This is a genomic window from Actinosynnema sp. NPDC023587, assembly GCF_040640215.1.
Lineage (GTDB): Bacteria > Actinomycetota > Actinomycetes > Mycobacteriales > Pseudonocardiaceae > Actinosynnema.
The window spans coordinates 1-24,931 of the sequence record NZ_JBFABG010000024.1 but is presented as its reverse complement, the minus strand read 5'-3'; the positions used below and the strand labels follow the sequence as shown (position 1 = coordinate 24,931).

Below are 24,931 nucleotides of genomic sequence, written 5' to 3'. Positions count from 1 at the left end.
GTGTTTCAGTCCTTAGCCTGGTTCAGTTGGCCGGTCACGGTGTCGAGCAGTTCCGCCCAGGACTTCTCGAACTTGTCGACGCCCTCGGTCTCCAGGACGGCGAACACGTCGTCGAGGTCGATGCCGACCTCGGCCAGGGAGTCGAAGACCTCCTGCGCCTGCGCGGCCCGCCCGGTCACGGTGTCACCGGTGATGGTGGCGTGATCGGCGACGGCCTCGAGGGTCTTCTCCGGCATCGTGTTGACCGTGCCGGCGACCACGAGCTCGTCCACGTAGCGGGTGTCGGAGTAGGCGGGGTCCTTCACGCCGGTCGACGCCCACAGCGGGCGCTGCGGGCGAGCGCCCTCGGCGGCCAGCGCGTCCCAGCGCTCGCCCCGGAAGGTCTCCTGGAACGCCGCGTAGGCCAGCCGCGCGTTGGCGATCGCGGCCTGGCCGCGCAGCTCCGCCGCGCGCGGGGTGTCCAGCGCCTCCAGCCGCTTGTCGATCTCGGTGTCCACCCGGGACACGAAGAACGACGCCACCGAGTGGATGCCGCGCAGGTCGTGGCCGTTGGCCTTGGCCTGCTCCAGACCGGCGACGAACGCCTCCATGACGTCCCGGTAGCGGGCGGTGGAGAAGATCAGCGTCACGTTCACGCTGATGCCCTCGGCGAGCACGCTGGTGATCGCGGGCAGGCCCTCGACCGTGGCCGGGATCTTCACCAGCAGGTTCGGCCGGTCGACCGCCTTGGCCAGGTCGCGCGCCTCGGCGACGGTGGCCTCGGTGTCGTTGGCCAGCCTCGGGTCGACCTCGATCGACACCCGCCCGTCCACGCCGTCGGTGGACTCGTGCAGCGAGCGGAACAGGTCGCACGCGTGGCGCACGTCCGAGGTGGTGATCTCGCGGACGGCGGCGTCGGTGTCCGCGCCGCGCGCCACGAGCTCGCGCACCTGCTGGTCGTAGGCCTCGCCCTTGGCCAGCGCGCTCGCGAAGATCGTCGGGTTGGTGGTCACGCCCACCACGCGCTGGTGGGCGATCAGGTCGGCCAGGTTGCCGGTGTCGAGCCGCTCGCGGGACAGGTCGTCCAGCCAGATCGACACGCCGGCGTCGCTCAGCGCGGCCAAGTTGTCGTTGGTCATCTCGTCATCTCCCCTGGGAGTTTCCGGCGAAGGGTGCTAGCGGACCCCGGCCAGCGACCGGCGGGCCGCCGCCACGACGTTCTCGGTCGTGAAACCGAACTCGCGGAACAGCGTCTGGTAGTCCGCCGACGCGCCGAAGTGCTCGATGGACACGATCTCGCCCGCGTCGCCGGCGAACCGGTGCCACGGCTGGGCGATGCCCGCCTCGACCACCACGCGCGCCTTCACCGAGGACGGCAGCACCGATTCGCGGTAGGTCTCGTCCTGCGCGTCGAACCACTCGATGCTGGGCATCGACACGACGCGGGTGGTGACGCCCTCGGCCTCCAGCGCGGTGCGCGCCTCGACCGCGATCTGGAGCTCGGAACCGGTGGCGATCAGGATCAGCTCGGGCTCGCCGTCGCCGGCCAGCACGTAGCCGCCGCGCTTGACGCCCTCGACCGCCTTCTCCCTGGTGCCTTCCAGCACCGGCAGGTTCTGCCGGCTCAGCGCCAGGCCGACCGGCCCGTCGAGCTGCTCGATGTTGGCCCGCCACGCGGCGGCCGTCTCGTTGGCGTCGCCGGGGCGCACCACGGTCAGGCCCGGGATCGCGCGCAGCGCGGCCAGGTGCTCGACCGGCTGGTGCGTCGGGCCGTCCTCGCCCAGACCGATGGAGTCGTGCGTCCACACGTAGGTGACCGGGGACTTCATCACCGCGGCCAGTCGCACGGCCGGGCGCATGTAGTCGGAGAACACCAGGAACGTGCCGCCGTACGGGCGGGTCGGGCCGTGCAGCGCGATGCCGTTGAGGATCGAGCCCATGGCGTGCTCGCGGACGCCGAAGTGCAGCGTGCGGCCGTACGGGTTCGTCTTCCACATGCCGGTCGAGATCGACTCCGGCCCGAAGGAGGTCTCGCCCTTCATCGTGGTCAGGTTGCTCTCCGCGAGGTCGGCCGAGCCGCCCCACAGCTCCGGCAGCACCGCCGCCAGCGCGGTCAGCGTCTCGCCGGAGGCCTTGCGGGTCGGCACGCCCTTGGCGTCGGGCTCCCACGACGGCAGCGCGTCGGTCCAGCCCTCGGGCAGCTCGCGGGCGGTGAGCCGGTCGAACAGCGCCTTGCGCTCCGGGTTCGCCGAGGCCCACGCGTCGAACGACTTCTGCCACTCGGCCTTGGCCGCCTCGCCGCGCTGGACGACCTCGCGGGCGTGCGCCAGCACCTCGTCGGCCACCTCGAAGGTCTGCCCGGGGTCGAAGCCCAGCAGCTCCTTGACCGCCGCGACCTCGTCGCCGCCCAGCGCCGCGCCGTGCGCCGCGCCGGTGTTCTGCTTGTTCGGCGCGGGGTAGCCGATGATCGTGCGCAGCAGGACGAACGACGGGCGCGCGGTCTCGGCCTTGGCCTTCCGCAGCGCGTCGAGGATGCCCGCGACGTTCTCGCCGCCCTCGACGACCTGCACGTGCCAGCCGTAGGCCTCGTAGCGCTTCGCGGTGTCCTCGGACAGCGCGATCGCGGTGTCGTCCTCGATGGAGATCTTGTTGTCGTCGTAGATCACCGTGAGGTTGCCCAGCTCCTGGGTGCCCGCGAGCGAGGACGCCTCGGAGGTCACGCCCTCCTCGATGTCGCCGTCGGAGGCGATCACGAAGATCTGGTGGTCGAACGGGCTCTCACCGGGCGCGGCGTCCGGGTCGAACAGGCCCCGCTCGCGGCGCGCGCCCATCGCCATGCCGACCGCCGAGGCCAAGCCCTGGCCCAGCGGCCCGGTGGTGATCTCCACGCCCCGGGTGTGCCCGTGCTCGGGGTGGCCGGGGGTCTTCGAGCCCCACGTGCGCAACGCCCTGAGGTCGTCGAGCTCCAGGCCGTAGCCGGCCAGGAAGAGCTGCACGTAGAGGGTCAGGCTGGAGTGGCCGGCGCTGAGCACGAACCGGTCGCGGCCCGGCCAGTCTGCGTCCGCCGGGTCGTGGCGCATGACGCGCTGGAACAGCGTGTAGGCGAGCGGTGCCAGGCTCATCGCGGTGCCGGGGTGGCCGTTGCCGACCTTCTGGACCGCGTCGGCGGCCAGGACGCGGGCCGTGTCGACGGCGCGCTTGTCGAGCTCCGTCCAGTCGTCGGGCAGATGGGCCTCGGTCAGCCGGGTGATGTCATCGGTGACGGACACGGACTTCCAGCTCCAGTCTCACGTAGGCGGCAGGGGTGCGACGAATCGTTCTCAATCGATTCCGTCCGGCCCGATCCGCGGTTTTCCCTCGTCCGCCGGCCAGCCTAGTCGGCTCGCCGGACCCTCGTGCCGTGAACACTCTGTGGGTGTACGCACACGGGAGGCGAACAACTCGTCGGGTGCGGCCGGAACCGGTGTTTCCTCACCTTCAGGCGTACCCGAACGGGCTGTGCTTTCCACACGCGGTTACGATCTGCTCATCCCGAGACCTGACCGAGGAGTGCGATGAGTGCCGTCAGCGAGCTACCGGCGCGATCGCCCCGACAGGTCGTCGGCGCGTACGTGGCCCTCACCAAGCCGCGCGTGATCGAACTGCTCCTGATCACCACGATCCCGGCGATGCTGCTGGCCGCGCGCGGCCTGCCGCCGCTGTGGCTGATCGCGTGCACGCTGGCCGGCGGCACCCTCGCGGCGGGCTCGGCGAACGCGCTCAACTGCTACGTCGACGCCGACATCGACTCGGTCATGAAGCGCACCGGGGCCCGCCCGCTCGCGCAGAACACCATCCCGCCGCGCAACGCGCTGATCTTCGGCGTGGTGCTGGGCGTGGTGTCGTTCGCGTTCCTGTGGCTGACCACCAACCTGATCTCCGCGGTGTTCGCGGTGGCCACGATCCTGTTCTACATCTTCGTCTACACGCTGGTGCTCAAGCGGCGCACGTCGCAGAACATCATCTGGGGCGGGATGGCCGGCTGCATGCCGGTGATCATCGGGTGGTCCTCGGTGACCGGCACGGTCGCGTGGCCCGCGCTGGTGATGTTCGGCGTGATCTTCTTCTGGACGCCGCCCCACACGTGGGCGCTGGCGATGAAGTTCAAGGAGGACTACGCGCGGGCCGGGGTGCCGATGCTGCCGGTGGTGGCGACGGCGCAGCAGGTGACGCGGCAGATCGTGATCTACTCGTGGATCACCGTGGTGTGCACGCTGCTGCTGGCCCCCGTGACGTCGTGGATCTACGTGTCGATCGCGGCCCTGTCGGGCATCTGGTTCGCGGTGTTCGCGCACCGGCTGCACGGCGTCGTGCGGCGCGGCGGGTCGACCAACACGATGAAGTTCTTCCACATGTCGAACCTGTACCTGATGCTGGTGTTCTGCGGCCTGGCCGTCGACGCGGTCGTGGGCCTGCCCGTGCTCGGCCTGCCGTTCTAGGGCCACCCGGCCCACCTCGAACCGACCTCTCCGCGCGCACCTCCCGCCCCGGGAGGTGCGCGCGGGTCGATCAGCTCGTCACCAGGTGCCCCTCGATCACCTTCCGCAGCCGGGTGAGCGCGCGGTGCTGGGCGACGCGCACCGCTCCCGGGGTCGACTCGACGGCCTCGGCGGTCTCCTCGGCCGACAACCCCACCACGACCCGCAGCAGCAGGATCTCGCGCTGCTTGGGCGGCAGGACGTCGAGCAGCCGGGACATCTCCTCGGACAGCTCGCCGCGCAGCAGGACCAGTTCCGGCCCGGCCTCGGTGACCGGCTCGTCCGGCACGTCGGCCACCGGGTCGATCCGGTTGCGCGCCCCGTACCGGTGGGCGTCGGCGACCTTGTGCGCGGCGATCCCGTAGACGAACGCGAGGAACGGCCTGCCCTGGTCGCGGTAGCGGGGCAGGGCCTGGAGCACGGCCACGCACACCTCCTGCGCGACGTCGTCAGGCGCGATCAGCGCCCCGCCCAGGCGCGCCCGGCAGTAGCGCAGCACGGCCGGCCGGACCGCCTTGAGCAGGTGCGCCACGGCGTCCCGCGAACCACCCACCGCCTGGGTCACGACCTCCGGCGACACCATCTCCCTTAACGGGACTGTCCTGTCATCCGCGAACACCTCGCACCTCCACCCCCGCCGCAGCGCCCACCGCAGCTTCACTCGGGTGACGTGCACTCTCGGTGAGCCTTACGCGGGTAAGTGGAGTAATTATGGGTGACTTTCGGACCAACTTGGACCAGATCAGGTTTAGAGCGTAGTCAGGACACGTCGGCAAGCAGCCGATCGACGGTGGGATCGTTCAACGATTCTACGATGCACTGCCACAGTTCCAGGTTCGCCGTCGCCCACCGCGAGTAGGTGGCCGCCGCTTCCGGGTCGTAGAAGTAGAAGCCCTCGTCCTGCTTGCCCTGCTGCTCGCCGACGATCTTGTGCGCCAGCTCGCGCAGCGTGATGCCGTTCTCCTCCAGGTACCGGGGCGCGAGCACCACCGGCGTCACCGGCAGCGCCTTGAACAGCGTGTCGGCGTCGGACAGCGCCTGCGCCTCCCGCGAGATGTGCCGGTGCCGGGTGCGCATCTCGGCCTCCTCCACGACCGCGTCCACCCTGGCCGCCACGGCGTCCGCGACGCCCGCGCCGGCCAGGATGGACAGCCGCAACCGCCGCCCGTCCACGGGCAGCGAGTTCTTCCGGACCATGTAGTTCACGTCGTGCACCAGGGCGGCGACCTCGACCAGCGCGACGTCCGAGCCGTTGCGCCGGGCGAAGCCGACCGCCTTGTCGCGCACGAAGCTGACGTGGTGCCAGCCGTGGAACTGGAGTTTCGCGGCCAGGGTGCGGCACAGCCGCCACACCTCGCGCTCCACTTCGGAGACCGCCTGCGCCGTGATCGTCGGTACCGAGACCGTGCTCATGGGACCCCTCCCGTGCCGGGTGGGGCGATGGTAAGTCGGCCGACCGGCCGTCAGAGCGCGTTCGTCAGTTCCTCCAGCCTCGCCTCGACCGGCACGTGCCGGTGACTGGTGCGGGTGTCCGGGTCGTAGGACAGGCTCCACGGGGTGATCGCGCGGCTCTTCACCAGGAATGTCACCGTGTCGTCCGCCGCTTTCGGGATGCGGTGGAATTCGTGCGCCAACATCGTCCCGGAATCGCCCTCCAGGGCCCGGGTGCTGCGCAGCAACGCGGTGTCCTCGATGGAGCGGCCGTCCGCCGCGAGTCGCGCGGTGAAGCGTTCGTGCAGGTAGGACCCCGCGAGCAGGATCGTGCAGAAGTGGTAGCGGTGGTTGTGGATGGAATCGGCGTACCCCTGCCGCCAGTCCTGCTGCGGTTTGTACTCGTGCAGCCAGAAGGTGAACGGCTCGGCCGGCTCGTCCCGCAGGCACCACGCGAAGTGCGTGGTGGTCTCCCGCGATTTCGCGACCACCCGCATCTCCTCCTGCGGGGTCAGCCGGCGCAGGTGCGCGCGCAGCCGGTCCCGGAGGTCGGGGCGCTCCGCCCACTCCCGGAACCGGCCGCGCACGTGCTCCCAGAGGTCGACGACAGGGGGGTCGGCCACGGAGATGATCGCGGCGAGCTCCACGAGGGCGGAGGACCCGGCAGACTTGGTCAACACGACTTATCAGCTCCCCAACTGAGCGGAGGCGGAGAATTCCCGGCGGAACCGGTGGAACTTGTCCTCAAGGGCTCGAAAACGTTCTTCGGACAACGGCGTGGCGGTGATCCGCTCGAACAGGACGCGGAAGTCCGCCCGGCTGCTGCCCGGCGTGATCACGACGTGCCGCCCTGCCTTGGAATTGCTGATGCGCAGGAACTCCGCGCGTTCCATGCCGTACAGGAACGACCCCTCGGAGAAGCGCAGCGTGCGCGGGTACAGCCGGACGGTGCCCGCGCCGGTGTTGCTGTACAGCGTCAGCCAGGCGCTGTCGTCGAACAGCTCCAGCCGGTCCAGCGGCGGGTCCGACACGATCGTCAGGTCGATCCGGGAACACCGGCTGCGGGCCAGGAACAGACCGACCAGGCCGATCGAGATCTGGTCGCGCAACCGGTCCACGATCGTGTCGTAGTCGCCCTCCGCGCCCTCGTGCCGCAGCAGGTAGCGGGCCCGGCCGCTGATCGCGTCGTCGTCCCCCGGGTCGGCGAGGACGGCCCTGAGCTCGCACTCCGACTGCGACAGCAGCAGCCGGCAGGCGGCGTAGCGCCCCGCGAAGCCGCGGAACCCGTACAGCCGGGTCCGCTCCAGGTCCTGCATCATCAACTGGTTGAACGCCGGGTCGGGCCGCGCGGTGGGCTCGAACACGTCGCTCGGGAAGAACTCGCGGTCGAGCGCCCGGTACTCGGCGGTGAGGTCGTGCAGCGCCTTGCGGCTCTCCTCGACCACCGGGGTGATCAGCGCGCGCTGCGCCGCGGAACTGGTGATCAGCGTCTGCGTGAAGCCGACCACGGCGGAGATCATGGTGCCCGTGCCGACCGACGCGATGAAGTTCCGCGCGGTCCCCGGGTCCATTCCACTGGAAATGGCCAGACTGGTTCCGGAGGTCACCACGAGGAGGAGCAGAAGCAGCCCGGTCCTGGTCCAGAACAATTCCTGCAACAGGTTGCCGCGTTCGCCCCTGGGCACCGCGGACACGTGTTCACCTCCTTGGTGGGCACCCAAAAGGTCGAATGCCTTCGGTATCCGATCAACTGCGCGGAGTTACTGTACGCTGGGGTGTCGAACTGCGGAAGCGGTAATTAGTGGCACATTTGCGGTTTTATTTCCGGCCCGCCGGCAGCGCACCGTGACCGGCGTTGCGCCCGCAGTGGGCCTGGGCGTACGGCGTCCGGGGCCGCACCATAAGCTCCGCAACCATGCGTACTGTCGGCCGTACGGCCCTGGTCCTCGTCTCCCTGCTGTCCGCCGGCCTGGCGCTGTCCGCGTGCACCGCGAGCGACCGGCCGTCCACCAAGACCAACTCCCCGTCGGCGACCGCGCCGGCCACCTCCGAGGCGCAGGCGGAGACGCTCCCCGAGCCGAGCGGCCCGCCGTGCGAGGTCACCCAGTACGAGGTGACCGGCGAACCCGGCGCGAAGCCGACCATCACCGTGCCGACCGGCTGCAAGCCGCAGGACGGCCTGCTGGTCAAGGACCTCACGGAGGGCACCGGCCCGGAGATCAAGGCGGGGTCCGACGCCGAGCTCCACTACGTCCTGGCGACCTTCCGCGACCGCAAGACCCGCGAGGCGTCCTGGGACAACGGCGCGCCGTTCCCGCTGAAGAACATCGGTCAGGCATCGGTCGTCCAAGGCTGGAACGAGGGCCTCATCGGTCTCAAGGAAGGCGGCCGTCGCCTGCTGGTCGTGCCGTCGGACAAGGGCTACCCGCAGGGGCGCGGCACCATCCAGCCCGGCGAGACGCTGATCTTCGTCGTGGACGCGGTCAAGGTCGAGGGCTGAGCACCCGGCGGACCGCCGGACGACGAGGGGCCCCGGCACACCGCCGGGGCCCCTCCGCACAGCACGACCACCCACCCCGGGTGCCGCGACCACGGCGCTCGCGGCCCGGACGCCGACGTCACGATCGCGCCCGACCCCGGCACCACCGGCCCGCTACGGCACGAGCAGCAGCTTGCCGGTGGTGCGGCGGCCCTCCAGGTCCTCGTGCGCCCTGCGGGCGTCCGAGAGCGGGTAGCGCCCGCCGATCCGGACGTCCAGCGACCCGTCCGCGACCGCCGCGAACAGCTCGCCCGCACGCCACTCCAGCTCCTCGCGCGTCGCCGTGTACGCGCCCAGCGACGGACGCGTCAGGTACACCGAGCCCGCCTGGTTGAGCCGCTGCGGGTCGACCGGCGGCACCGCGCCGCTGGCACCGCCGAACAGCACCAGGTACCCGCGCGGGCGCAGGGTCGCCAGACTCCCGTCGAACGTCGCCGCGCCCACGCCGTCGTAGACCGCGGCCACGCCCTCGCCGCCGGTCAGCTCCCGCACCACCGGCGCGAACTCCACCTGGTCGTACCGGATCACCTCGTCCGCGCCCGCCGCGCGCGCCAACGCCTCCTTCGCCTCCGTGGACGCGGTGCCGATCACCCGCGCGCCGCGCGCCTTCGCGAGCTGCACCAGCAGCAGCCCGACCCCGCCCGCCGCCGCGTGCACCAGCACCGCGTCACCGCTGCGCACCGGGTAGGTCGAGGCGACCAGGTAGTGCGCCGTGAGGCCCTGCAACAGCAGCGCGCCCGCGACGTCGTCGTCCACGCCGTCCGGCACCGCCACCGCGCCCGACGCCGGGATCAACGCCTGCTCGGCGTAGCTGCCCGGCGCGGAGGCCCACGCCACCCGGTCGCCGACCGCGAACCCGGACACGTCCGAGCCCACCGCCGACACCCGCCCCGACCCCTCCAGCCCGATGCCGAACGGCAGCGGCAACGGGTAGCGGCCCTCGCGGTGGTAGGTGTCGATGTAGTTCACGCCCGCCACCGCGACGTCCACCAGGAGCTCGCCCGCGCCCGGCGACTTCGCCTCGACGTCGCCGAACTCCAGCACCTCGGGCCCGCCGGTCGCGTGCACCACCACTGCCTTGGGCATGTCCCGTCCTCCCGCACACGTCGGTTCCGCTACAGCCGGACCAACTCTCCCGCGCGCCGTCCTGTTCCGCGTCCCGGCATCCGGGAACCCGCCCCGCCGCTCACCACCCGCCGCTCACCGTCCCAACGCGACCCGCCGCGCCAGCCCCAGCGGCAGCGCACCCGAGCCCGCCAACGTGTCGTGGAACTCCCGCTGCGTCCCGGTGAACTCGTCCCGGATTCGATCGATCTCCAGCGCGCCGGTCAGGTAGGACGGGGCCTGCGTCGGCCACGCGCAGTACCGGTCGACCTCGCCCTGCGCCGTGCCCGCCGTCAACGACGCCTTCGTCGTCATGAACTCCTGGGCCTCCGCGACGTCCATGTCACCGCAGTGCAGCGCGGTGTCCACGATCATCCGCGCCGCGCGGAACAACCGCGCCTCCACGTACGCCAGCTCCTGACCGCGCGCCTTGACCGGGTCGCCGACGTTCTCCGCGCTGTAGTAGCCGTGCTCCCGCAGCAGCTTCTCCGAGTACAACGCCCACCCCTCGGAGAAGTAGGGCGTGCGCAGCACCTTGCGCACCGGCCGGTTCTGCGTGGCCAGCCACGACAGGTGCCAGTGGTGGCCCGGGTACGCCTCGTGCACCGCGACCGTCGCCAACTGCGCCCGCGAATTCGACCGCAACCGCTGCTCGACCTGCTCGGCGGTGAACTCCTCCGGCGGCCACGGCACGAAGAAGTGCCCCACCCGGGCCGACGTCAGCGGCGGCGGCGACATGTAGGACGCGACGCTCAGGATCGGCCGCTGGAACGCGGGCGACGGGACGACGCGGCACTCCTCGCCGTCGGCCAGCGTCACCAGCCCGTGCTCGACCAGGAACGCCCGCGCCCGCCGCGTCTCGGCCTCGTACTCGACGCGCATCGCCTCCGGGGTCGGCGGGTGGTCGTCCTGGAGCGAGAGCATCACCGAGTGCCAGTCGTCGGAGCCGGCCAGCTCCCGGATCTCGGCCTCCAACCCGGCGTACGCGACCTTGCCGCGCTCGTGCAGCTCGGCGGCACCGTAACCGAGCACCTCCTGGTCGCGCAGCAACGTCGAGTAGAGCTTTTCGCCCATCCGCCAGTCGCCCCGCGCGGTCTCCGCGAACCCGTCCAGGAACGCCGCGAGCCGGTCGAACGCCGCCGCCGCGGGCTCGGCCGCCGACGCCAGCGCGGCCCGCAGGTCGGGATCGGCCACCTCGCCCGGCAACGTCCGGGTGACGAACGCGCGGCCCGTCCTGGCCTGGGCCGCCGCCCGCGCCACGAGCCGAGGTGACGCCAGGTCGGCGTCGAGGTTCGCCGCGCACGCCGCGAGCACGGCGGGCACCTCGGCGAGCCGCGCGATGACGCTGTCGACCAGCTCGCGCTCGGGCCGCAGCCGGTTCAGGAAGGCGGAGAACAGCGGGTAGAACACGGCCGAGGTGTAGGTGGAGGGGTCGCGCCGCCAGGCGGGCCAGGACGTTCTGGCGAGGTGGCCGCGCAGGACGGAGATCACCAGGTCGCGGTCGACGGAGTCGTCGAGGTCGTCGGTGTCGGCGCGTTCGAACCGCTCCAGCCAGCCGGCGGCCTCGCGGTCGTAGGCGGTGAAGGACTCGGCGCGGAAGTCGCCGAGCGTGTGGTCGTGGGCGAGCGAGCCGAGCAGCGCGGCGGTGCCCGGGAGCCGGTCGAACTGCCAGGAGAGGAAGTCGTCGACCAGTCGGGGGAGTGTCGTGGTTTCGGTCACGTGCACGGAAGTTACCCGCAGGTTCTAGTCTGGCGGGGTGGCTGAGGACAAGAAGATCGGTGCGGCGGTCAAAACGGCGGAAGCCTTCGTGGCGGCCCACGGCAAGCCGGCGCGCGCGGTGGTGGAGAACATCGGCCGGGCGGGCGCGCGCGTGGTGCTGGTGGGCGACGACGGGGCGATGGGCGACGTGATCCTGCCGACCGTCGAAGAGGCGGAAGCCGTGGTGGCGGCGGTGGCGGACCTGGAAGCCCACGAGTGGGACCGCGAGACGACGGCGGCGCTGAAGATCGGCCCCGCCCACCGCCGCAAGATGGCAGGCCGCTGACCTGCTGGTTCGTGGGGTCTGACCTGCCGATTCGCGGAGACTTGATCACTCGATCGGGCGAAGGTGCGGCGGATCGGGCACCAAGTCGGGCGCGGTTTCGTTGCCAGAACAAGGTGGCGGCGCTCTGGTGGAACAGCCGAGTCACCCCCCGGCTCATCACGCCCTAGGCCACCCGCCGGCCGCGCACCGACGCCCCGTGCCTAGGCCTGCACCCCCGGGCCCACCCCTCGCCCGGCCCGTGCCCAGCGGGTGAACAGCACCCCACCTCCACCGGCGTTCGGCGTTCGGCGTAACCGGTGCGATCGGGGGATTGTCTAGGCTGCGGTGGTGAAGGTTCTTTTTGCCACCTGTGCCTCCCTGCCCGCTGGTGACGGGGACGACGACGCGGTGATCGACGCCCTGGCCGAGGTCGGGGTGTCGGCGACGTGGTCGGTGTGGGGGTCTGACGAGGCCGCCGATCTGGTGGTCCTGCGGTCCACTTGGGACTACCCCGATCGGTTGGGGGAGTTCCTCTCCTGGTGTTCCTCCGTGCCCGCGCTGGCCAATCCGGCCGTGGTCGTGCCGTGGAACACCGACAAGTCCTACATGGTCGACCTCGCCGCCGGCGTGCCCGTGGTGCCCACCCTCGTGGTGTCGCCCGGCTTCTCCGACTGGCCCGACGGCGAGTTCGTCGTCAAGCCCACCGTGGGTGCCGGGTCGCGGGGCGCGCTCCGGGTCGCCGCCGGGGACCGCTCCACCGCGTCGGCCCACCTGGACTCGTTGGCGGGTCCGGCACTCGTCCAGCCCTACCAGTCCGCCGTGGACTCGGCGGGGGAGACCGCGCTGGTCTTCTTCGGCGGCCAGTACTCGCACGCCTTCACCAAGGGCGCGATGCTCACCCCGGACGCCGAGGTCGACGACTCGGGGCTCTACGTCGTCGAACGGCTCTCCGGTGCGTCACCCACCGCCGCGCAGCGCCGCGTCGCCGAAGACGCCCTCGACGCCGCCGCGCACCTGCTCGACCTCCACCGCGCCGAGCTCCTCTACGCCCGCGTCGACCTGGTCGCCGGGCACGACGGCGCACCGCTGCTGCTGGAACTCGAACTCGTGGAACCGTCGCTGGGCTTCCGGCAGACCGACGCCGCCGCGCCCCTGCGGTTCGCCTCGGCCGTGCGCGCCGCCCTCAGCGCCCGATGAGCGCCCGCTGAGCACTCCCTGAACGCCCGGACCCGAATCCGAGCGGGCTACCGCAGACCTGAACCGATCCCGGTCAGCGAGCGGACCTCCAGCTCGGCCTGCTTGTCCGGGTCCGCCACCTCGTGGCTTAGCACCGTCCCCAACCACCCGCACAGGAACGAGAGCGGGATCGACACCAACCCCGGGTTCTCCAACGGGAAGAGCGCGAAGTCCACGTCCGGGAACACCGAGGTCTTCAGCCCCGACACCGCCGGCGAGAACGCGATCAGCAGGACGCACGACCCGAGCCCGCCGTAGATCGCCCACAGGGTCCCGTTGGTGTTGAACCGCTTCCAGAACATCGAGTAGACGATCGTGGACAGGTTCGCCGAGGCCGCGAGCGCGAACGCCAACCCCACCAGGAACGCCACGTTCTGCCCGTTCGCCGCGATCGCGCCGCCGATCGCCGCCAACCCGATCGCCACCGCGGTCAGCCGCGCGACCCGCACCTCCGACCGCGGGTCGGCCTTCCCCCGCTTGACCACGTTCGCGTACACGTCGTGGGCGAACGACGCGGAAGCCGTCAACGTCAACCCCGCCACCACCGCCAGGATCGCCGCGAACGCCACCGCGCACACGATCCCCAGCAGCACCACGCCCCCGATCCGGAACGCCAGCAGCGGCGCGGCGGAGTTCTCGCCGCCCGGCGCGTTCTTGATCGCGTCCGACCCGACGAGCGCCAGCGCCCCGTACCCGATCACCAGCGTGCACAGGTAGAACGCGGCCATCGTCCACGTCGCCCACACCACGGACCGCCGCGCCTCGCGGGCGTTGGGCACCGAGTAGAACCGCGTCAGCACGTGCGGCAGGGACACGGTCCCCAGCACCAGCGCCAGCGCGAGCGACACGAAGTCCAGTCCCGCCAACGGCGAACCGCCGTACCGCACGCCCGGCTCCAGCACCTCCGGCCCCAACGGCGTCTTGGTCGTCGCCGTTTCGAGCACCGAGGACAGGCTGAACCCGAACTTCCCCAGCACGAACGCCGTCATCAACGTCACGCACAGGAGCAGCAGCACGGCTTTGATGATCTGCACCCACGTGGTGCCCTTCATCCCGCCGACGAGCACGTACAGCACCATCACCGCGCCGACGACCGCGAACACGAGCGCCTGCCCGCCGGCGGTGCGCACGTCCAGCAGCAGCGCGATCAGCCCGCCCGCGCCCACCACCTGCGCGATCATGTAGAACAGCGAGATCACCAGTGTGACGTTCGCCGCGGCGGCCCGCACCGGGCGTTGCCGCATCCGGAACGCGAGCACGTCGCCGAGGGTGAACCGCCCGGTGTTGCGCAGCCGTTCCGCGACGATCATCAGCCCCAGCAGCCAGGACACCACCCAGCCGACGGAGTACAGGAACCCGTCGTAGCCGTTGACCGCGATGCTGCCGGCGATGCCCAGGAACGACGCGGCGGACAGGAAGTCGCCCGACAGCGCCACCCCGTTCTGCGGCCCGGTGAAGCTGCTCCCGGCGGCGAAGTAGTCCGACGCCCTCGCGCTGCGCGAACCCACCCGGTACAGCACGAACAGCGTGATCACCGCGAAGACCGCGAACACGCCCAGGTTGAGCGCGGTGTCCTCGCCGATCACGGCCGCTCCTGCGCGGTGAGCGCGCGCACCGCCGCCACCTGCGGGTCGATCTGCCGCCGGGCGTAGCGGGCGTAGGCCGTGGTGAGCGCGAGGGTGGAGACGAACTGGAGCAGCCCGAGCACCACGCCGACGTTGATCTCGCCGACCACCTTGCCGCTCATGAACTCCGCCGCGTACGCCGACGCCAGCACGTAGGTCAGGTACCAGGTCAGGAAGCCGAGGACGGCGGGCAGCACGAAGACCCTGGTGCGCCGGCGCAGTTCGCGGAACTCGGCGGTGTCCCGGATCGCCGCGAAGTCCGGCCGCCCGGCCCCGTCCACCAGCAGGGGCGGCGGCGGCTCGTCGAACGTCGCGAAACCGCGCGCCCGTCTGGACTCGCCCGGGGGCAGGATCGCCTTCGCCATCAACCCTCCACGGTGTGCTGCCTTCTCCACCGCAGGGATCGCGCGGCCCGGTGAGCGATCAGCCTAATCACGAAGAGCCACCAGTCAACGGCCGATTGCGTCACGAAATGCCACCGCGCAAGCGTTCCGGCTGCTCAACTCCCGTGCCGCCGCGCGGCCCCGGCCGGGTTTCGACGTTAACTTCACTGTGCGTGCCTGATCCGAACGGATGAGCACATGCGCCAAGGTCGTTGTCCCGGCCCCGATCTCGACCTACTATCGCCCATCAGCATCCGCTGCCGGTGCGCCTTGGCGCAGGCGACGTCGTGCGTGGCGGATCAACTACTCGAACTCCCGGGACTTGTGTGGTGACTGGCGACAACAGCGCGCGCTGGCCGTGGTGGGGCGCTGTCGCGGATTGGCGGAACTGGCGTCTGCCGGTCAAGCTGGCCGCCGTGCTCGCGGTGCCGGTGCTGGTCGCGATCGGCGCGGGCGTGGTGCAGATCCGCGGCTACGTAAGGGCTTCGGACGGTTACTCCGCGGCGCAGCGGATGGTGACCCTGCGTGCCGGTCTGGATCCGCTGATCGCCAACGTCCAGGCCGAGCGCGCGGTGGCCGCGCGTGGTGTCGAGGCGACCAGCGCGGAACAGCGGCGGTTCAAGGAACTCCTGCGCAACACCGACACCGCGGCGGCCGGTGTGCGCAACCTCCTGGAGCGCACCGCGTCCTCGCTCGGCGAGGTCGCGACGGCCCGGTTCCACGACGTCGACGTGCAGCTCGACGGTCTGCCGCAACTGCGCGACCGGCTGCTGGCGCGCACCGTCGACGCCACCGCCGCGATCGGCGGCTACACCGTCGTGCTGCGCGCGCTGCTGGACTTCGACCAGGCGATGGTCGGCGACTTCGGCGACCCCGCGCTGGCGGGCACCGCGAACGCGCTGCACAACCTGGCGATGGCCGCCGAGCAGATCTCCTGGCAGCACGCGACCGTGCTGTCCGGGGTCCGCACCGGTGCGCTGCCCGACACCGAGCGCAACATGCTGGAGCAGTCCTGGACGCGCCAGTTGGACAAGATCGCCGACTTCAACGCCGTCGCCACGCCGCAGCAGCAGGCCGATTTCCGGGCCGCTGTCGCGGGCCCGTCGGTGGAGACCCGCAACACCCTGTTCCAGGAGGTCCGGATCGACCCGGAGGGGTTGCGCCGGGTCGACGTCGAGGCGTGGAACGCCGGGTCGACCACCACCGCCCGGCAGTTCGACCGCGTGCTGCGCGGTCTGGAGGACCAGCTCAAGGCGTCCGCGGCCCGGCTCCAGGACGAGACCAGCGACCGGGCGGGCCTGGCGTCGGCGATCCTGCTGGCGTCGCTGTTCGCCGCGGTCGCGGTCGGCTTCGTCGTGGGCAGCTACCTGCTGCGCTCGCTGCGCGCCCTGCGGGTCGCCGCGCTGGACGTGGCGCAGCACCGGCTGCCGACCCTGGTCGCCCAACTGCGCGAGGACGTCACCGCGCCCGACGTGACGATCGACCCCGTGCCGGTGCACACCCGCGAGGAGTTCGGCCAGTTGGCGCGCGCGTTCGACGCGGTGCACCGGCAGGCGGTCAGCTCGGCCACCGAGCAGGCCGAGCTGCGCACCGGCATGCGCAACGCGTTCATCAACCTGTCCCGCCGCAGCCAGAGCCTGGTGGAACGGCAGCTACGGCTGATGGAGGAGCTCGAACGCCGGGAGGAGCAGCCCGAGCAGCTCTCGGGCCTGTTCAAGCTGGACAACCTGGCGACCCGGATGCGCCGCAACAACGAGAACCTGATGGTGCTCTCCGGCAGCGACATGGCCCGCCGCTTCACCCGCCCCGTGCCGCTGGGCGACGTGCTGCGCGCCTCCGCGTCCGAGATCGAGCAGTACCAGCGGATCGTCTTCCAGGGCACGCCGCCGGTCGAGGTGGTCGGCTACGCCGCGGGTGACGTGGTGCGGCTGATCGCCGAGCTGATGGACAACGCCACGACGTTCTCGCCGCCGCGCACCCAGGTCGTGGTGGGCGGGCGCGGGCGGCCCGGCGGCGGGGTCCTGGTGGACGTCGTCGACGTCGGTGTCGGCATGTCCGAGGAGGACCTGGTCGAGGCCAACGCGAAGATCGCCCGCGCCGCCGCCGACGAGGAGGCGGGCGACCTGCCGGTGTCCCGCCAGCTCGGCCTGTACGTGGTGGGCCGGCTCGCCGGGCGGCACGGCATCCAGGTCGCGCTGCGCGAGCAGGGCGAGGGCGTGCGCGCGGTCGTGGCGCTGCCCGCCGAACTGGTGCGCGCGGTGAAACCGGCCACCGGCCGGCACGCCGCCGCGCCGCCGCCCGCCGCCACGCCCCAGCAGGGCGGCCCCCCGGCGGCCCTGCCCGAGGCCGCCCAACCCCCGTCGGCCCAACCCCCGTCGGCGCAGTCCTCGTCAGGGCAGTCCCCGTCGGCCGCGTCCCCACTGGCGCAGTCCCCCCTGGCGCAGTCCCCGCCGGCCCAATCGCCGTCGACCCCGGCCGCGCCGGTCAAGTCCGCACCGGGCAGCCACCGGGCGGCGGTGCCCGCGCCGGGTGCGCCCCCGGCGGGTGGACCGCCCCGCGACGAGAAGTGGTCGTCCTTCCGGGGCCGCACCGCCGAACCCCCGCCGACCGGCCCCACGGCCTTCGGCACCACGGTCACCCCGAGCTCGCCGGCACCGCCGGCCGGGGCCGGGGCGTTCTTCACCAAGCCCGTGCCGGGCTCCGCACCCGGCACGGCGAATCCCGCACCGTCGGACACCGCCGGAGCGGCGCGGCCGGGCGCGCCGTGGTTCGGTCGTTCCCGGGGCCCGAACGGGTCCGGGGAACCACCGGGCTCCTCCGGCGTTGAACACTCCGGGCACGTGGAGGTGCCCGGACAGGGGGATCCGCCGGTGCAGGAGAACGCCGCGGGGCTGCCGAAGAGGCGTCCGCGCTCGAACCTGGCCGCCGAACGGCCCAACGCCCCCGACCCGGCGGCACCCGTACGGAGGGATCCGAGCGCGACACGCGGATTCCTGGCGAATTACCAGACCGGCGTCAGGCAAGGTGTACGCGACTCCGGTGAGAACCGAACGGGGCGGGAGACCACGACATGAGCGGGCAGAGGTCACGGCAGATCGACCAGTTCGGCTGGCTGGTGAGCAACTTCGCCGAACGCGTGCCGGGCGTCGCCCACGCCGTGGTGATCTCCGTGGACGGGCTGCTGCTCACCGCGTCCAGCGGCCTGCCCGACGACCGGGCGGAGCAGCTCTCCGCGATCGCGGCGGGCGTCGCGAGCCTGACCGAGTCGGCCGCGCGGTGCTTCGACGGCGGCGGCGTGCTGCGCTCGGTGATCGAGATGCAGTACGGCATCATGCTGCTGATGTCGATCCGGGACGGCTCGTGCCTGGCGGTGCTGGCCGCGCCGGACGCGGACGTCGGCCAGGTCGCCTACGAGATGACCGTCGTGGTGGACCAGGTCGGTCAGCTCCTCACCCCCGAGCTGCGCGCCGAACTGCACGGTGTGAAGCGGATGATGGCCCGCCCTTCGGCGTGAGGTGGTCATGACCCAGGACGAGGAGCCGCCCGCCGAGCGGTCGTTCGCGGACCTGCTCGACGGGTTCAGCCTGAGCGGACGGCGGTCGTCGCGGCGCGCCGAGGAACCCGACCCGGTGGAGCGGCCGACCAGGCCGCACCCGGTCTTCCAGGACGCCCCGGACCTGTCGGGCGAGGAGGCGGCGTCCAGCGTGCGCGCCTACTCGTGGACCGGCGGGCGCACCACGTCGAAGCACCAGTTGGAGATCGAGACGCTGGTGTCGGTGGTCGACTGGGACTTACCGGGTGCGGTGCGGTCCGAGTACCAGGAGGTGATCGACCTGGTGGCCGCGCCGCGCTCGGTGGCCGAGGTCGCGGCGCTGCTGCGGCTGCCGCTGGGCGTGGCGAAGGTGCTGCTCGGTGACATGGCCGAGCGCGGTCTGATCGACGTGCACGAGACCGCGTCCGCCGAAGAACCCGATCTCGTGTTGATGGAGCGCGTGTTGTCCGGGCTTCGCCGCCTCTGACTGCCTACGATGGCTTCAGTGTCGACCGAAGCAGGGGGATGGTCAGCGTGGGTGTCGGGCGTGAGACGCGGTTGTCGTCGTGGATCGAGCGGTTCGCCGCGCACTTCGCCGAGGAGGGCATCCCGCTGATCGGGGGTCGAATCCTCGGCTACCTGCTGGTGTGCCAGCCGTCCGAGCGCACCGCGGCGGAGTTGTCGCAGGAGCTGGAGGCGTCCAGCGGCTCGATCTCGACGAATATGAAGTTCCTGGTCAACGAAGGTCTGGTGACCAAGCGCACGCGCCGGGGCCGGCAGGCGGCGCAGTACCGGATCAACGAGAAGAAGTGGGCCGAGCTGGTGCAGCGCAAGCTGGACGCGCTGACCAGCGTGCGCGAGCTGACCGAGGCCGGGATGCGGCTGATGAGCGGCGACCCGGAACGGGCCCGGCGGCTGCGGACCGTGGACGAGCTCTACGCGTGGCTGGCGACGGAGCTGCCCGCCGTCTGGGAGCGCAGGCCCTCGTCGTCGAGGTGACGGCGCACGCGGGTCGCGGTCCAGAGGTTCGCCGTCGCGATCACGACCGCGCCCGCGCCCAGCACGTGCACCGAGACGAGCACCTCCGGCACGCCCGTCCAGTACTGGACCATGCCGACCACGCCCTGGGCGAGGACGGTGGCGATCAGGACCAGGTAGGCGCGCCGGGCCTGGCGGCCGAGCATGAAGCCCAGCGCGATCAGCATCCCCAGGAACAGGAACAGCAGGTCGGCGTGGATCTGGGCGAGCGTCGGCACGGGCAGCAGCAGGCGGGGCGTGGCGGAGTCGCCCGCGTGCGGCCCGGCGGCGGTGACGAACGTGCCGGCCAGCATCAGCAGGCCCAGCACCCCGGCCTGCACGACCTGGAGCCGCCGCACGTTCCGCGACGCCAGCGGCTCGGCCGGTCCGTCGCCCTCCCGCAGCGACGCCACCAGCAGCACGGCGGCCCAGGTCAGCACCATGGACACCAGCATGTGGATGCTGACCGTCCACCAGAGCAGGCCGGTGAGCACCAGCGACCCGCCGATGACGGCTTGCAGGACCACCCCGCCGAACTGGACCAGGGCCAGGGTCAGCACCCGCCGCCGGCGCGGCCGGTCGACCCACGCGGAGAGCACGCACAGCGCGGCGATGATCCCGACCACGCCGGTCAGCGTCCGGTTGCCGAACTCGACCCACTGGTGCAGCGGGGCGACCTCGGGGTGGGGGACCGGGACGAGGCTGCCGGCCACGCACTCGGGCCACGTCGGGCAGCCGAGCCCGGAGCCGGTGACCCGGACCACCGACCCGGTCACCGCGATCCCCGCCTCCGCGATCACCACCGCGATGGCGAACACGCGCTGGAACTTGAGGAGGAAAGCGGTCAACCAGAGAGGCACGGCTACCGATGGTAGGTAGCGCATCCTGAGAGCTCGCGGCCGGGTCTGACGGGTGCCCACCGACCCGGGGGACGCCGTGAGCCCGCTCACCACGCGGCGGGCGGTGCCGCCGGCTAGCTCAGCTTCGTGGTGCGGGAGGCGAGCGCGGCGGCCACCACGCCCCAGCCGAGCAGCACCAGCACCTGGCGCGGTCCCGGTGCGCCGCCGTCCACGACGGCCGTGTGGAGACCTTCGGCCAGGGCCGCCGAGGGGAGCAGTTCGACGACGGTGCCCAGCCACCCGGGCAGGCTGTCCACGCCGAGCGCGACCCCGCCGATGAGCAGCAGCACGACCCACACGATGTTGGCCAGCGCCAGCACGATCTCCGCGCGCAGCGCACCGCCGAGCAGCACGCCGAGCGCGCCGAACGACAGCGTGCCCAGCACGAGCAGCACGACCACCCACAGCAGCCCGACGGCGGACGGCAGTTCCCAGCCGAGCAGCAGGGCGGTGATCGCGAGGATGACGACCTGCACGGCGACCACGGCGAACGCGGCGGTGATCCGGCCGCCCACCAGCAGCCAGCGGGGCAGCGCGGTGGCGGCCAGCCGCTTGAGGACGCCGTAGCGCCGATCGAAGCCGAGTGCGATGGCCTGCCCGGTGAACGCGGAGGAGATCACCGCGAGCGCGAGGACCCGGGCGACGGCCGAGCCCACTCGCGGGTCCGGCACCGGGATCACCGACATCGTGGCGAGCGCGACCAGCAGCGCCACCGGGATGAGCACGGTGAGCAGGATCTGCTCGCCGTTGCGCAGGGTCAGCACGGCCTCGGTGCGCGCCTGGACGAACAGCATCCGCGCCAGCGGGCCGCGACCGGGCGCGGGGGTGAAGGTGCCGGGTGCGAACGTCACGACCGCAGCTCCCGTCCGGTCAGGTCGAGGAAAACGTCTTCCAGGCTGCGTTTCGCCACGGTCAGCTCCTCGGCCAGCACGCCCTGCTGGGCGCACCAGGACGTCACGGTGGACACGACCTGGGGGTCGATGCGGCCTTCGACGAGGTACCCGCCGCGCCCGGCTTCGCGCACCCGCATCCCCTCCGGCAGCGCGCCGGTGAGCAGGGTCAGGTCGAGGCCGGGTCGGGCCCGGAACCTGAGCTGCTGGTCGTCGTCGGCGTTGCGGGCGGTGAGCTCCTCGGGGGTGCCGGCGGCGACCACGCGGCCCGCGTCGACGATCACGACGTGGTCGGCGAGCGCTTCGGCCTCGTCCATGAGGTGGGTGGTGAGCAGGACGCTGACGCCGTCGGTGCGCAGCGCGGCGACGAGGTCCCACACCAGCCGCCGGGCCTGGGGGTCCAGGCCGGCGGTGGGCTCGTCGAGGAAGACCAGCTCCGGCCGGCCGACCAGGGCGCAGGCCAGGGACAGCCGCTGCTGCTGGCCGCCGGAGAGGCGCTTGTAGGTGGTGCGGCCGACGGTGGCCAGGCCGAGGACGTCCAGCAGCCACGCGGGGTCCAGCGGGTGCGCGGCGCACGCGGCGACCAGCCGGAGCATCTCGTCGACGCGGATGCCGGGGTAGCCGCCGCCGCCCTGCGGCATCACGCCGATGCGCGGGCGCAGCTCGGGCGCGCGGGGGTCGAGGCCGAGCACGCGGACCTGGCCGCCGTCGGCTTTCCGGAACCCCTCGCACACCTCGACGGTGGTGGTCTTGCCCGCGCCGTTGGGGCCGAGCAGCGCCAGGACGGCACCGCGTTCGAGGGTGAGGTCGAGTCCGTTCACCGCGACGACGGAGCCGTACCGCTTGACCAGCCCCGACACTTCCACGGCAGGGTGCTGGGGATGCGGGCTCACGACGGCAGAGCCTAGGGCGTGTACCGGGTGGTCGCGGTGGTGGGGTGGGCGCGACCCGGTGGTGGGGCTGACCCCCCCACGGCGGTCGGGGTCACCTCAGGGTCGTCTCGGGGGCAATCCGGATAGTTCGGAGTGCTGTTCCGCGGCCAAGATTCCGGTGTGGCGGAGAACCGGGGGAAAAGACGGGCGGCGGTGCTGCCGTTGGCTGTTGCGGGCCTCGTCCTGTCGCTGTTCCCGATTGTTTACCTGCACGTGGCGTCGGTCGGCGAACTTAGTCCGATCAGCCACACGATCAGCGATTACATCTTCGTCGCCAACGGCGGTGGGCTGCTGGCGGTCACCGCACTGTCCCTCGCGGCGGCGTCGGTCGCGCTGCTGGTCGTGCTGGTCCGGCGGGGTTTGCCCAGGCGGGGGCCGGTGGCGGTGCTGATGGCGCTGTGGGCGGCGGGGTTGACCGCGGCGGCGGTGTTCCCGACCGACCCGACCGGCACGCCGACGTCGTTCTCCGGCGCGGTGCACCGCTACGCGGGCGCGGTGATGTTCGCGAGCCTGCCGCTGGCCGGGTGGCTGATTTCCCGCCGATTCATTTCCAGTACGTCGGTGCGTCGTTTTTCGGTCGCTTCCGGTATCACGTCGCTGGCATTCATGGCCAGCCACGTGACGCTGACCTATCAAGGCGCGGTGCTGCTCGGCCTCTTCGAGCGGCTGCTGTTCGCCCTGCTGTACGGCCTGCTGTTCGCGCTGGCCGCCGGAGTCGCCCGGCGGGAGGTGCGGTCGTGACGTGGCTCGCGGTCCTGCTCGCCGTGGCGGGTGCGGTGTTCTTCGCGTTCGCCGCGCGGTTGCAGCACGACGCGGTGCGCGCCGGTGACGGTCCGCTGCGGGTGCTGGAGCTGCTGCGCCGGCCGCGTTGGCTGGGTGGTCTGGTGCTGCTGCTCGTCGGTGCCGGTGTGCACGCGGTGGCGCTGGGGATGGCCCCGCTGAGCGTCGTGCAGCCGGTGGGGGTGCTGGCGATCGGCGTCACCGCCGTGCTCGACGGCCGCCGGCGCGAGCTGCCCGCCGTGGCGTTGACGACGTTCGGCGTCGGCGCGTTCGTGCTCCTGGCGGCCGGCAGCGCCACGGCCACCCCGGTCGTGCCGGAGGCGGAGCTGACCGCGGGCCTGCTGGTGCTCGGCCTGATCGCCGCGCCGGTGCTGCTCGCCGTGCTGTCGACGAATCCCGTGGCGCGGGGGCTGGGTTTCGGCGCGGCGGGCGGTGTCGCCTACGGCTACGTGTCGGTGCTCATGCGCTCGGTGTCCCAGGACGTCCAGGCGGATCGGGTCGACTGGACGACCGGTTTCTCGGCGGCGGGCATCGCCGCCTCCCTGCTCGTCGGCGGCTGGTTCATCCAGCACGCCTACGCCAGTGGGCCGCCGCACCTGGCGGTGGCCTGCCTCACCGTCGTGGACCCGCTCGTCGCCGTCGGCATCGGCGCGGGGCTGCTCGGCGAGGCCAACCGGACCAGCGGCCTCGTCGCCCTGGCCGAACTCGCCTGCGCGACCGTCGCGATCGGCGGCGTGGTCGTGCTGGCCCGCGAACCACACACACCTGCACCACTGAGATCGGAGACCACTGTGCACTACGGACGCGCCATGCGGATCGTGATCGCCGCGGAGACGTTCCCGCCGGACGTCAACGGTGCGGCTCGGTTCGCCCACCGCCTGGCCACGGGCCTGGCGGGCCGGGACCACGAGGTGCACGTGATCGCGGTCGACCCGGCCGGCCGGGCCCGCACCGAGCACGTGGACGGCATCACCGTGCACCGGCTCAGGTCGTACCGGACGCCCTTCCACCGCTCGTTCCGGATCGGTCTGCCGTGGCAGGTGCGCAAGGACGTCGGCGCGCTGCTCGCGGAGTTGCGGCCGGACCTGGTGCACGTCCAGGCGCACTTCGTGGTCGGCCGGTACGTGCTGCGGCAGGCGTCGGCGATGGGCATCCCCACGGTGGCCACCAACCACTTCATGCCCGAGAACCTGTTCGGCCACGCGCGGTGCCCGCAGTGGTTGCAGGGCGTGGCGTCCCGGTGGGCGTGGCGCGACCTGACCCGGGTGTTCGGCGCGGCGGACGTGGTGACCGCGCCGACCCCGCGCGCGGTGCAGTTGTTGCACGACAACGGTTTCCCGGCCCGCGCGGTCCCGGTGTCCTGCGGCATCGACATCGACCGCTACCGGCTGCGCCCGGCGGTGCGCACGAACGACGGCCCGACGGTGTTGTTCGTGGGCCGGTTGGACGAGGAGAAGCGGGTCGACGAGCTGCTGCGCGCGGTGGCCCTGGTGCCCCGCCTGCACGCCGACATCGTGGGCGACGGCTCGTGCCGCCAGGAGTGGGAGCGGTTGGCCGCCGACCTCGGCATCGCCGGCCGCGTGCGGTTCCGCGGGTTCGTGGGCGAGGAGGAGCTCCTCGACGCCTACACCGGTGCGGACCTGTTCTGCATGCCGGGGATCGCGGAGTTGCAGAGCCTGGCGACGATGGAGGCGATGGCGGCGGGCAAGCCGGTCGTGGTGGCGGACGCGATGGCGCTGCCGCACCTGTGCCGGCAGGGCCGCAACGGGTGGCTGTTCACACCGGGCGACGTGCCGGGGCTGGCGGACCGGCTGCACTCGGTGCTCTCCGACCCCGGTGTGACGGCGCGGATGGGCGCGGCGAGCCTGGAGCTGATCGGGGCGCACGCGATCGAGACGACGCTGGAGAAGTTCGAGGCGCTCTACGCCCGGGCGACCGGCCTGCCCGTGGCACCTTGATCAGCGGGTTGATCGCGGGACCGGCGGTGTCCTTGAACGGGTCGCCGACGGTGTCGCCGATGACCGTGGCCGCGTGGGCGTCGGAG

At 72.0% G+C, this 24,931-nt stretch carries 23 protein-coding genes; 10 read left to right on the top strand and 13 right to left on the bottom strand.

Annotated elements, in window-relative coordinates; translation table 11 throughout:
- Positions 1 to 5: 5 nt before the first annotated feature.
- Together tal and tkt are read right to left on the bottom strand one after the other, a co-directional pair.
- Positions 6 to 1,118: a transaldolase gene (gene tal / locus AB0G01_RS33730; RefSeq protein ID WP_360954430.1), complete on the bottom strand. Its 1,113-nt coding sequence runs from the start codon at positions 1,116 to 1,118 to the stop codon at positions 6 to 8.
- Between the two features lie 36 nt (positions 1,119 to 1,154).
- Positions 1,155 to 3,248 carry a transketolase gene (gene tkt / locus AB0G01_RS33725; protein WP_360954427.1) on the bottom strand — a complete coding sequence of 698 codons (2,094 nt, stop codon included), beginning with the start codon at positions 3,246 to 3,248 and terminating at the stop codon, positions 1,155 to 1,157.
- 285 nt (positions 3,249 to 3,533) lie between these two features.
- Here tkt and AB0G01_RS33720 point away from each other — a divergent pair, with 285 nt between their 5' ends.
- Positions 3,534 to 4,457: a heme o synthase gene (locus tag AB0G01_RS33720; protein WP_360954424.1), complete on the top strand. Its 924-nt coding sequence runs from the start codon at positions 3,534 to 3,536 to the stop codon at positions 4,455 to 4,457.
- 70 nt (positions 4,458 to 4,527) lie between these two features.
- Here the strand turns inward: AB0G01_RS33720 and AB0G01_RS33715 are convergent, their stop codons facing one another.
- The 4 genes from AB0G01_RS33715 to AB0G01_RS33700 form a co-directional block, all read right to left on the bottom strand.
- The gene (locus AB0G01_RS33715) at positions 4,528 to 5,079 is read right to left on the bottom strand and encodes a sigma-70 family RNA polymerase sigma factor (protein ID WP_360954421.1); all 552 of its coding nucleotides are present in this window, start codon (positions 5,077 to 5,079) and stop codon (positions 4,528 to 4,530) included.
- A 176-nt stretch (positions 5,080 to 5,255) separates the two neighbouring features.
- The gene (locus AB0G01_RS33710; protein WP_360954418.1) at positions 5,256 to 5,909 is read right to left on the bottom strand and encodes an HD family phosphohydrolase; all 654 of its coding nucleotides are present in this window, start codon (positions 5,907 to 5,909) and stop codon (positions 5,256 to 5,258) included.
- Between the two features lie 50 nt (positions 5,910 to 5,959).
- Positions 5,960 to 6,607 (bottom strand): hypothetical protein, encoded by a 648-nt coding sequence (locus tag AB0G01_RS33705; protein WP_360954415.1) that lies wholly within the window; start codon positions 6,605 to 6,607, stop codon positions 5,960 to 5,962.
- Between the two features lie 6 nt (positions 6,608 to 6,613).
- Positions 6,614 to 7,621, bottom strand: coding sequence for a hypothetical protein (locus AB0G01_RS33700; protein WP_360954412.1), 1,008 nt, complete (start codon positions 7,619 to 7,621; stop codon positions 6,614 to 6,616).
- 221 nt (positions 7,622 to 7,842) lie between these two features.
- On the opposite strand from AB0G01_RS33700, the gene AB0G01_RS33695 reads away from it, so the two are divergent.
- A complete protein-coding gene (locus AB0G01_RS33695; protein ID WP_360954409.1) occupies positions 7,843 to 8,427 on the top strand; it encodes an FKBP-type peptidyl-prolyl cis-trans isomerase in 585 nt (194 codons plus the stop codon).
- Between the two features lie 153 nt (positions 8,428 to 8,580).
- On the opposite strand, the gene AB0G01_RS33690 is transcribed toward AB0G01_RS33695, so the two are convergent.
- Together AB0G01_RS33690 and AB0G01_RS33685 are read right to left on the bottom strand one after the other, a co-directional pair.
- Positions 8,581 to 9,552 carry a quinone oxidoreductase gene (locus AB0G01_RS33690; RefSeq protein ID WP_360954406.1) on the bottom strand — a complete coding sequence of 324 codons (972 nt, stop codon included), beginning with the start codon at positions 9,550 to 9,552 and terminating at the stop codon, positions 8,581 to 8,583.
- A gap of 114 nt (positions 9,553 to 9,666) precedes the next feature.
- The gene (locus AB0G01_RS33685) at positions 9,667 to 11,289 is read right to left on the bottom strand and encodes a DUF885 domain-containing protein (RefSeq protein WP_360954403.1); all 1,623 of its coding nucleotides are present in this window, start codon (positions 11,287 to 11,289) and stop codon (positions 9,667 to 9,669) included.
- 37 nt (positions 11,290 to 11,326) lie between these two features.
- On the opposite strand from AB0G01_RS33685, the gene AB0G01_RS33680 reads away from it, so the two are divergent.
- Positions 11,327 to 11,614, top strand: a complete 288-nt coding sequence (locus AB0G01_RS33680; protein WP_360954400.1) for a hypothetical protein — start codon at positions 11,327 to 11,329, stop codon at positions 11,612 to 11,614.
- A gap of 324 nt (positions 11,615 to 11,938) precedes the next feature.
- Positions 11,939 to 12,790, top strand: coding sequence for a hypothetical protein (locus AB0G01_RS33675; protein WP_360954397.1), 852 nt, complete (start codon positions 11,939 to 11,941; stop codon positions 12,788 to 12,790).
- Between the two features lie 47 nt (positions 12,791 to 12,837).
- Here the strand turns inward: AB0G01_RS33675 and AB0G01_RS33670 are convergent, their stop codons facing one another.
- Both AB0G01_RS33670 and AB0G01_RS33665 read right to left on the bottom strand, forming a co-directional pair.
- On the bottom strand, positions 12,838 to 14,415 hold the full coding sequence (locus tag AB0G01_RS33670; RefSeq protein ID WP_360954394.1) for a cation acetate symporter: 1,578 nt from the start codon (positions 14,413 to 14,415) through the stop codon (positions 12,838 to 12,840).
- Positions 14,412 to 14,819, bottom strand: coding sequence for a DUF485 domain-containing protein (locus tag AB0G01_RS33665; RefSeq protein ID WP_360954391.1), 408 nt, complete (start codon positions 14,817 to 14,819; stop codon positions 14,412 to 14,414). The genes AB0G01_RS33670 and AB0G01_RS33665 overlap by 4 nt, the downstream gene beginning before the upstream one ends.
- Positions 14,820 to 15,166: 347 nt before the next feature.
- Between AB0G01_RS33665 and AB0G01_RS33660 the strand changes: the two genes are divergently transcribed.
- The 4 genes from AB0G01_RS33660 to AB0G01_RS33645 are packed head-to-tail and all read left to right on the top strand — an operon-like array spanning position 15,167 to position 19,368.
- The gene (locus AB0G01_RS33660; protein WP_360954388.1) at positions 15,167 to 17,911 is read left to right on the top strand and encodes a nitrate- and nitrite sensing domain-containing protein; all 2,745 of its coding nucleotides are present in this window, start codon (positions 15,167 to 15,169) and stop codon (positions 17,909 to 17,911) included.
- Positions 17,908 to 18,351 carry a roadblock/LC7 domain-containing protein gene (locus tag AB0G01_RS33655; RefSeq protein ID WP_015103605.1) on the top strand — a complete coding sequence of 148 codons (444 nt, stop codon included), beginning with the start codon at positions 17,908 to 17,910 and terminating at the stop codon, positions 18,349 to 18,351. Before AB0G01_RS33660 ends, AB0G01_RS33655 begins: the two co-directional genes overlap by 4 nt.
- A 7-nt stretch (positions 18,352 to 18,358) precedes the next feature.
- On the top strand, positions 18,359 to 18,856 hold the full coding sequence (locus AB0G01_RS33650; protein WP_360954384.1) for a DUF742 domain-containing protein: 498 nt from the start codon (positions 18,359 to 18,361) through the stop codon (positions 18,854 to 18,856).
- Positions 18,857 to 18,903: 47 nt separating this feature from the next.
- Complete coding sequence (locus AB0G01_RS33645; protein WP_360954381.1) at positions 18,904 to 19,368, top strand: helix-turn-helix domain-containing protein; 465 nt, start codon at positions 18,904 to 18,906, stop codon at positions 19,366 to 19,368.
- Here the strand turns inward: AB0G01_RS33645 and AB0G01_RS33640 are convergent.
- The 3 genes from AB0G01_RS33640 to AB0G01_RS33630 form a co-directional block, all read right to left on the bottom strand.
- Entirely contained in the window at positions 19,305 to 20,246 is a 942-nt protein-coding gene (locus tag AB0G01_RS33640) for a COX15/CtaA family protein (RefSeq protein ID WP_360954378.1), read from the bottom strand. The two genes, AB0G01_RS33645 and AB0G01_RS33640, sit on opposite strands and share 64 nt — an antisense overlap.
- Positions 20,247 to 20,359: 113 nt before the next feature.
- Positions 20,360 to 21,079: an ABC transporter permease gene (locus AB0G01_RS33635; protein ID WP_360954535.1), complete on the bottom strand. Its 720-nt coding sequence runs from the start codon at positions 21,077 to 21,079 to the stop codon at positions 20,360 to 20,362.
- Positions 21,080 to 21,132: 53 nt separating this feature from the next.
- A complete protein-coding gene (locus AB0G01_RS33630) occupies positions 21,133 to 22,068 on the bottom strand; it encodes an ABC transporter ATP-binding protein (protein WP_360954375.1) in 936 nt (311 codons plus the stop codon).
- A 159-nt stretch (positions 22,069 to 22,227) separates the two neighbouring features.
- On the opposite strand from AB0G01_RS33630, the gene AB0G01_RS33625 reads away from it, so the two are divergent.
- Together AB0G01_RS33625 and AB0G01_RS33620 are read left to right on the top strand one after the other, a co-directional pair.
- Positions 22,228 to 22,848, top strand: a complete 621-nt coding sequence (locus AB0G01_RS33625; protein ID WP_360954372.1) for a DUF998 domain-containing protein — start codon at positions 22,228 to 22,230, stop codon at positions 22,846 to 22,848.
- Positions 22,845 to 24,845 carry a glycosyltransferase gene (locus AB0G01_RS33620; protein WP_360954369.1) on the top strand — a complete coding sequence of 667 codons (2,001 nt, stop codon included), beginning with the start codon at positions 22,845 to 22,847 and terminating at the stop codon, positions 24,843 to 24,845. The genes AB0G01_RS33625 and AB0G01_RS33620 overlap by 4 nt, the downstream gene beginning before the upstream one ends.
- Positions 24,846 to 24,931 lie beyond the last annotated feature (86 nt).

Excerpts from the sequence above, each read along its gene's own strand:
- tal (WP_360954430.1), bottom strand. The coding sequence starts at position 1,118 with ATGACCAACGACAACTTGGCCGCGCTGAGCGACGCCGGCGTGTCGATC.
- AB0G01_RS33695 (WP_360954409.1), top strand. The coding sequence starts at position 7,843 with ATGCGTACTGTCGGCCGTACGGCCCTGGTCCTCGTCTCCCTGCTGTCC.
- AB0G01_RS33650 (WP_360954384.1), top strand. The coding sequence starts at position 18,359 with ATGACCCAGGACGAGGAGCCGCCCGCCGAGCGGTCGTTCGCGGACCTG.
- AB0G01_RS33710 (WP_360954418.1), bottom strand. The coding sequence starts at position 5,909 with ATGAGCACGGTCTCGGTACCGACGATCACGGCGCAGGCGGTCTCCGAA.
- AB0G01_RS33690 (WP_360954406.1), bottom strand. The coding sequence starts at position 9,552 with ATGCCCAAGGCAGTGGTGGTGCACGCGACCGGCGGGCCCGAGGTGCTG.
- AB0G01_RS33720 (WP_360954424.1), top strand. The coding sequence starts at position 3,534 with ATGAGTGCCGTCAGCGAGCTACCGGCGCGATCGCCCCGACAGGTCGTC.
- AB0G01_RS33715 (WP_360954421.1), bottom strand. The coding sequence starts at position 5,079 with ATGGTGTCGCCGGAGGTCGTGACCCAGGCGGTGGGTGGTTCGCGGGAC.
- AB0G01_RS33655 (WP_015103605.1), top strand. The coding sequence starts at position 17,908 with ATGAGCGGGCAGAGGTCACGGCAGATCGACCAGTTCGGCTGGCTGGTG.
- AB0G01_RS33665 (WP_360954391.1), bottom strand. The coding sequence starts at position 14,819 with ATGGCGAAGGCGATCCTGCCCCCGGGCGAGTCCAGACGGGCGCGCGGT.
- AB0G01_RS33635 (WP_360954535.1), bottom strand. The coding sequence starts at position 21,079 with ATGCTGTTCGTCCAGGCGCGCACCGAGGCCGTGCTGACCCTGCGCAAC.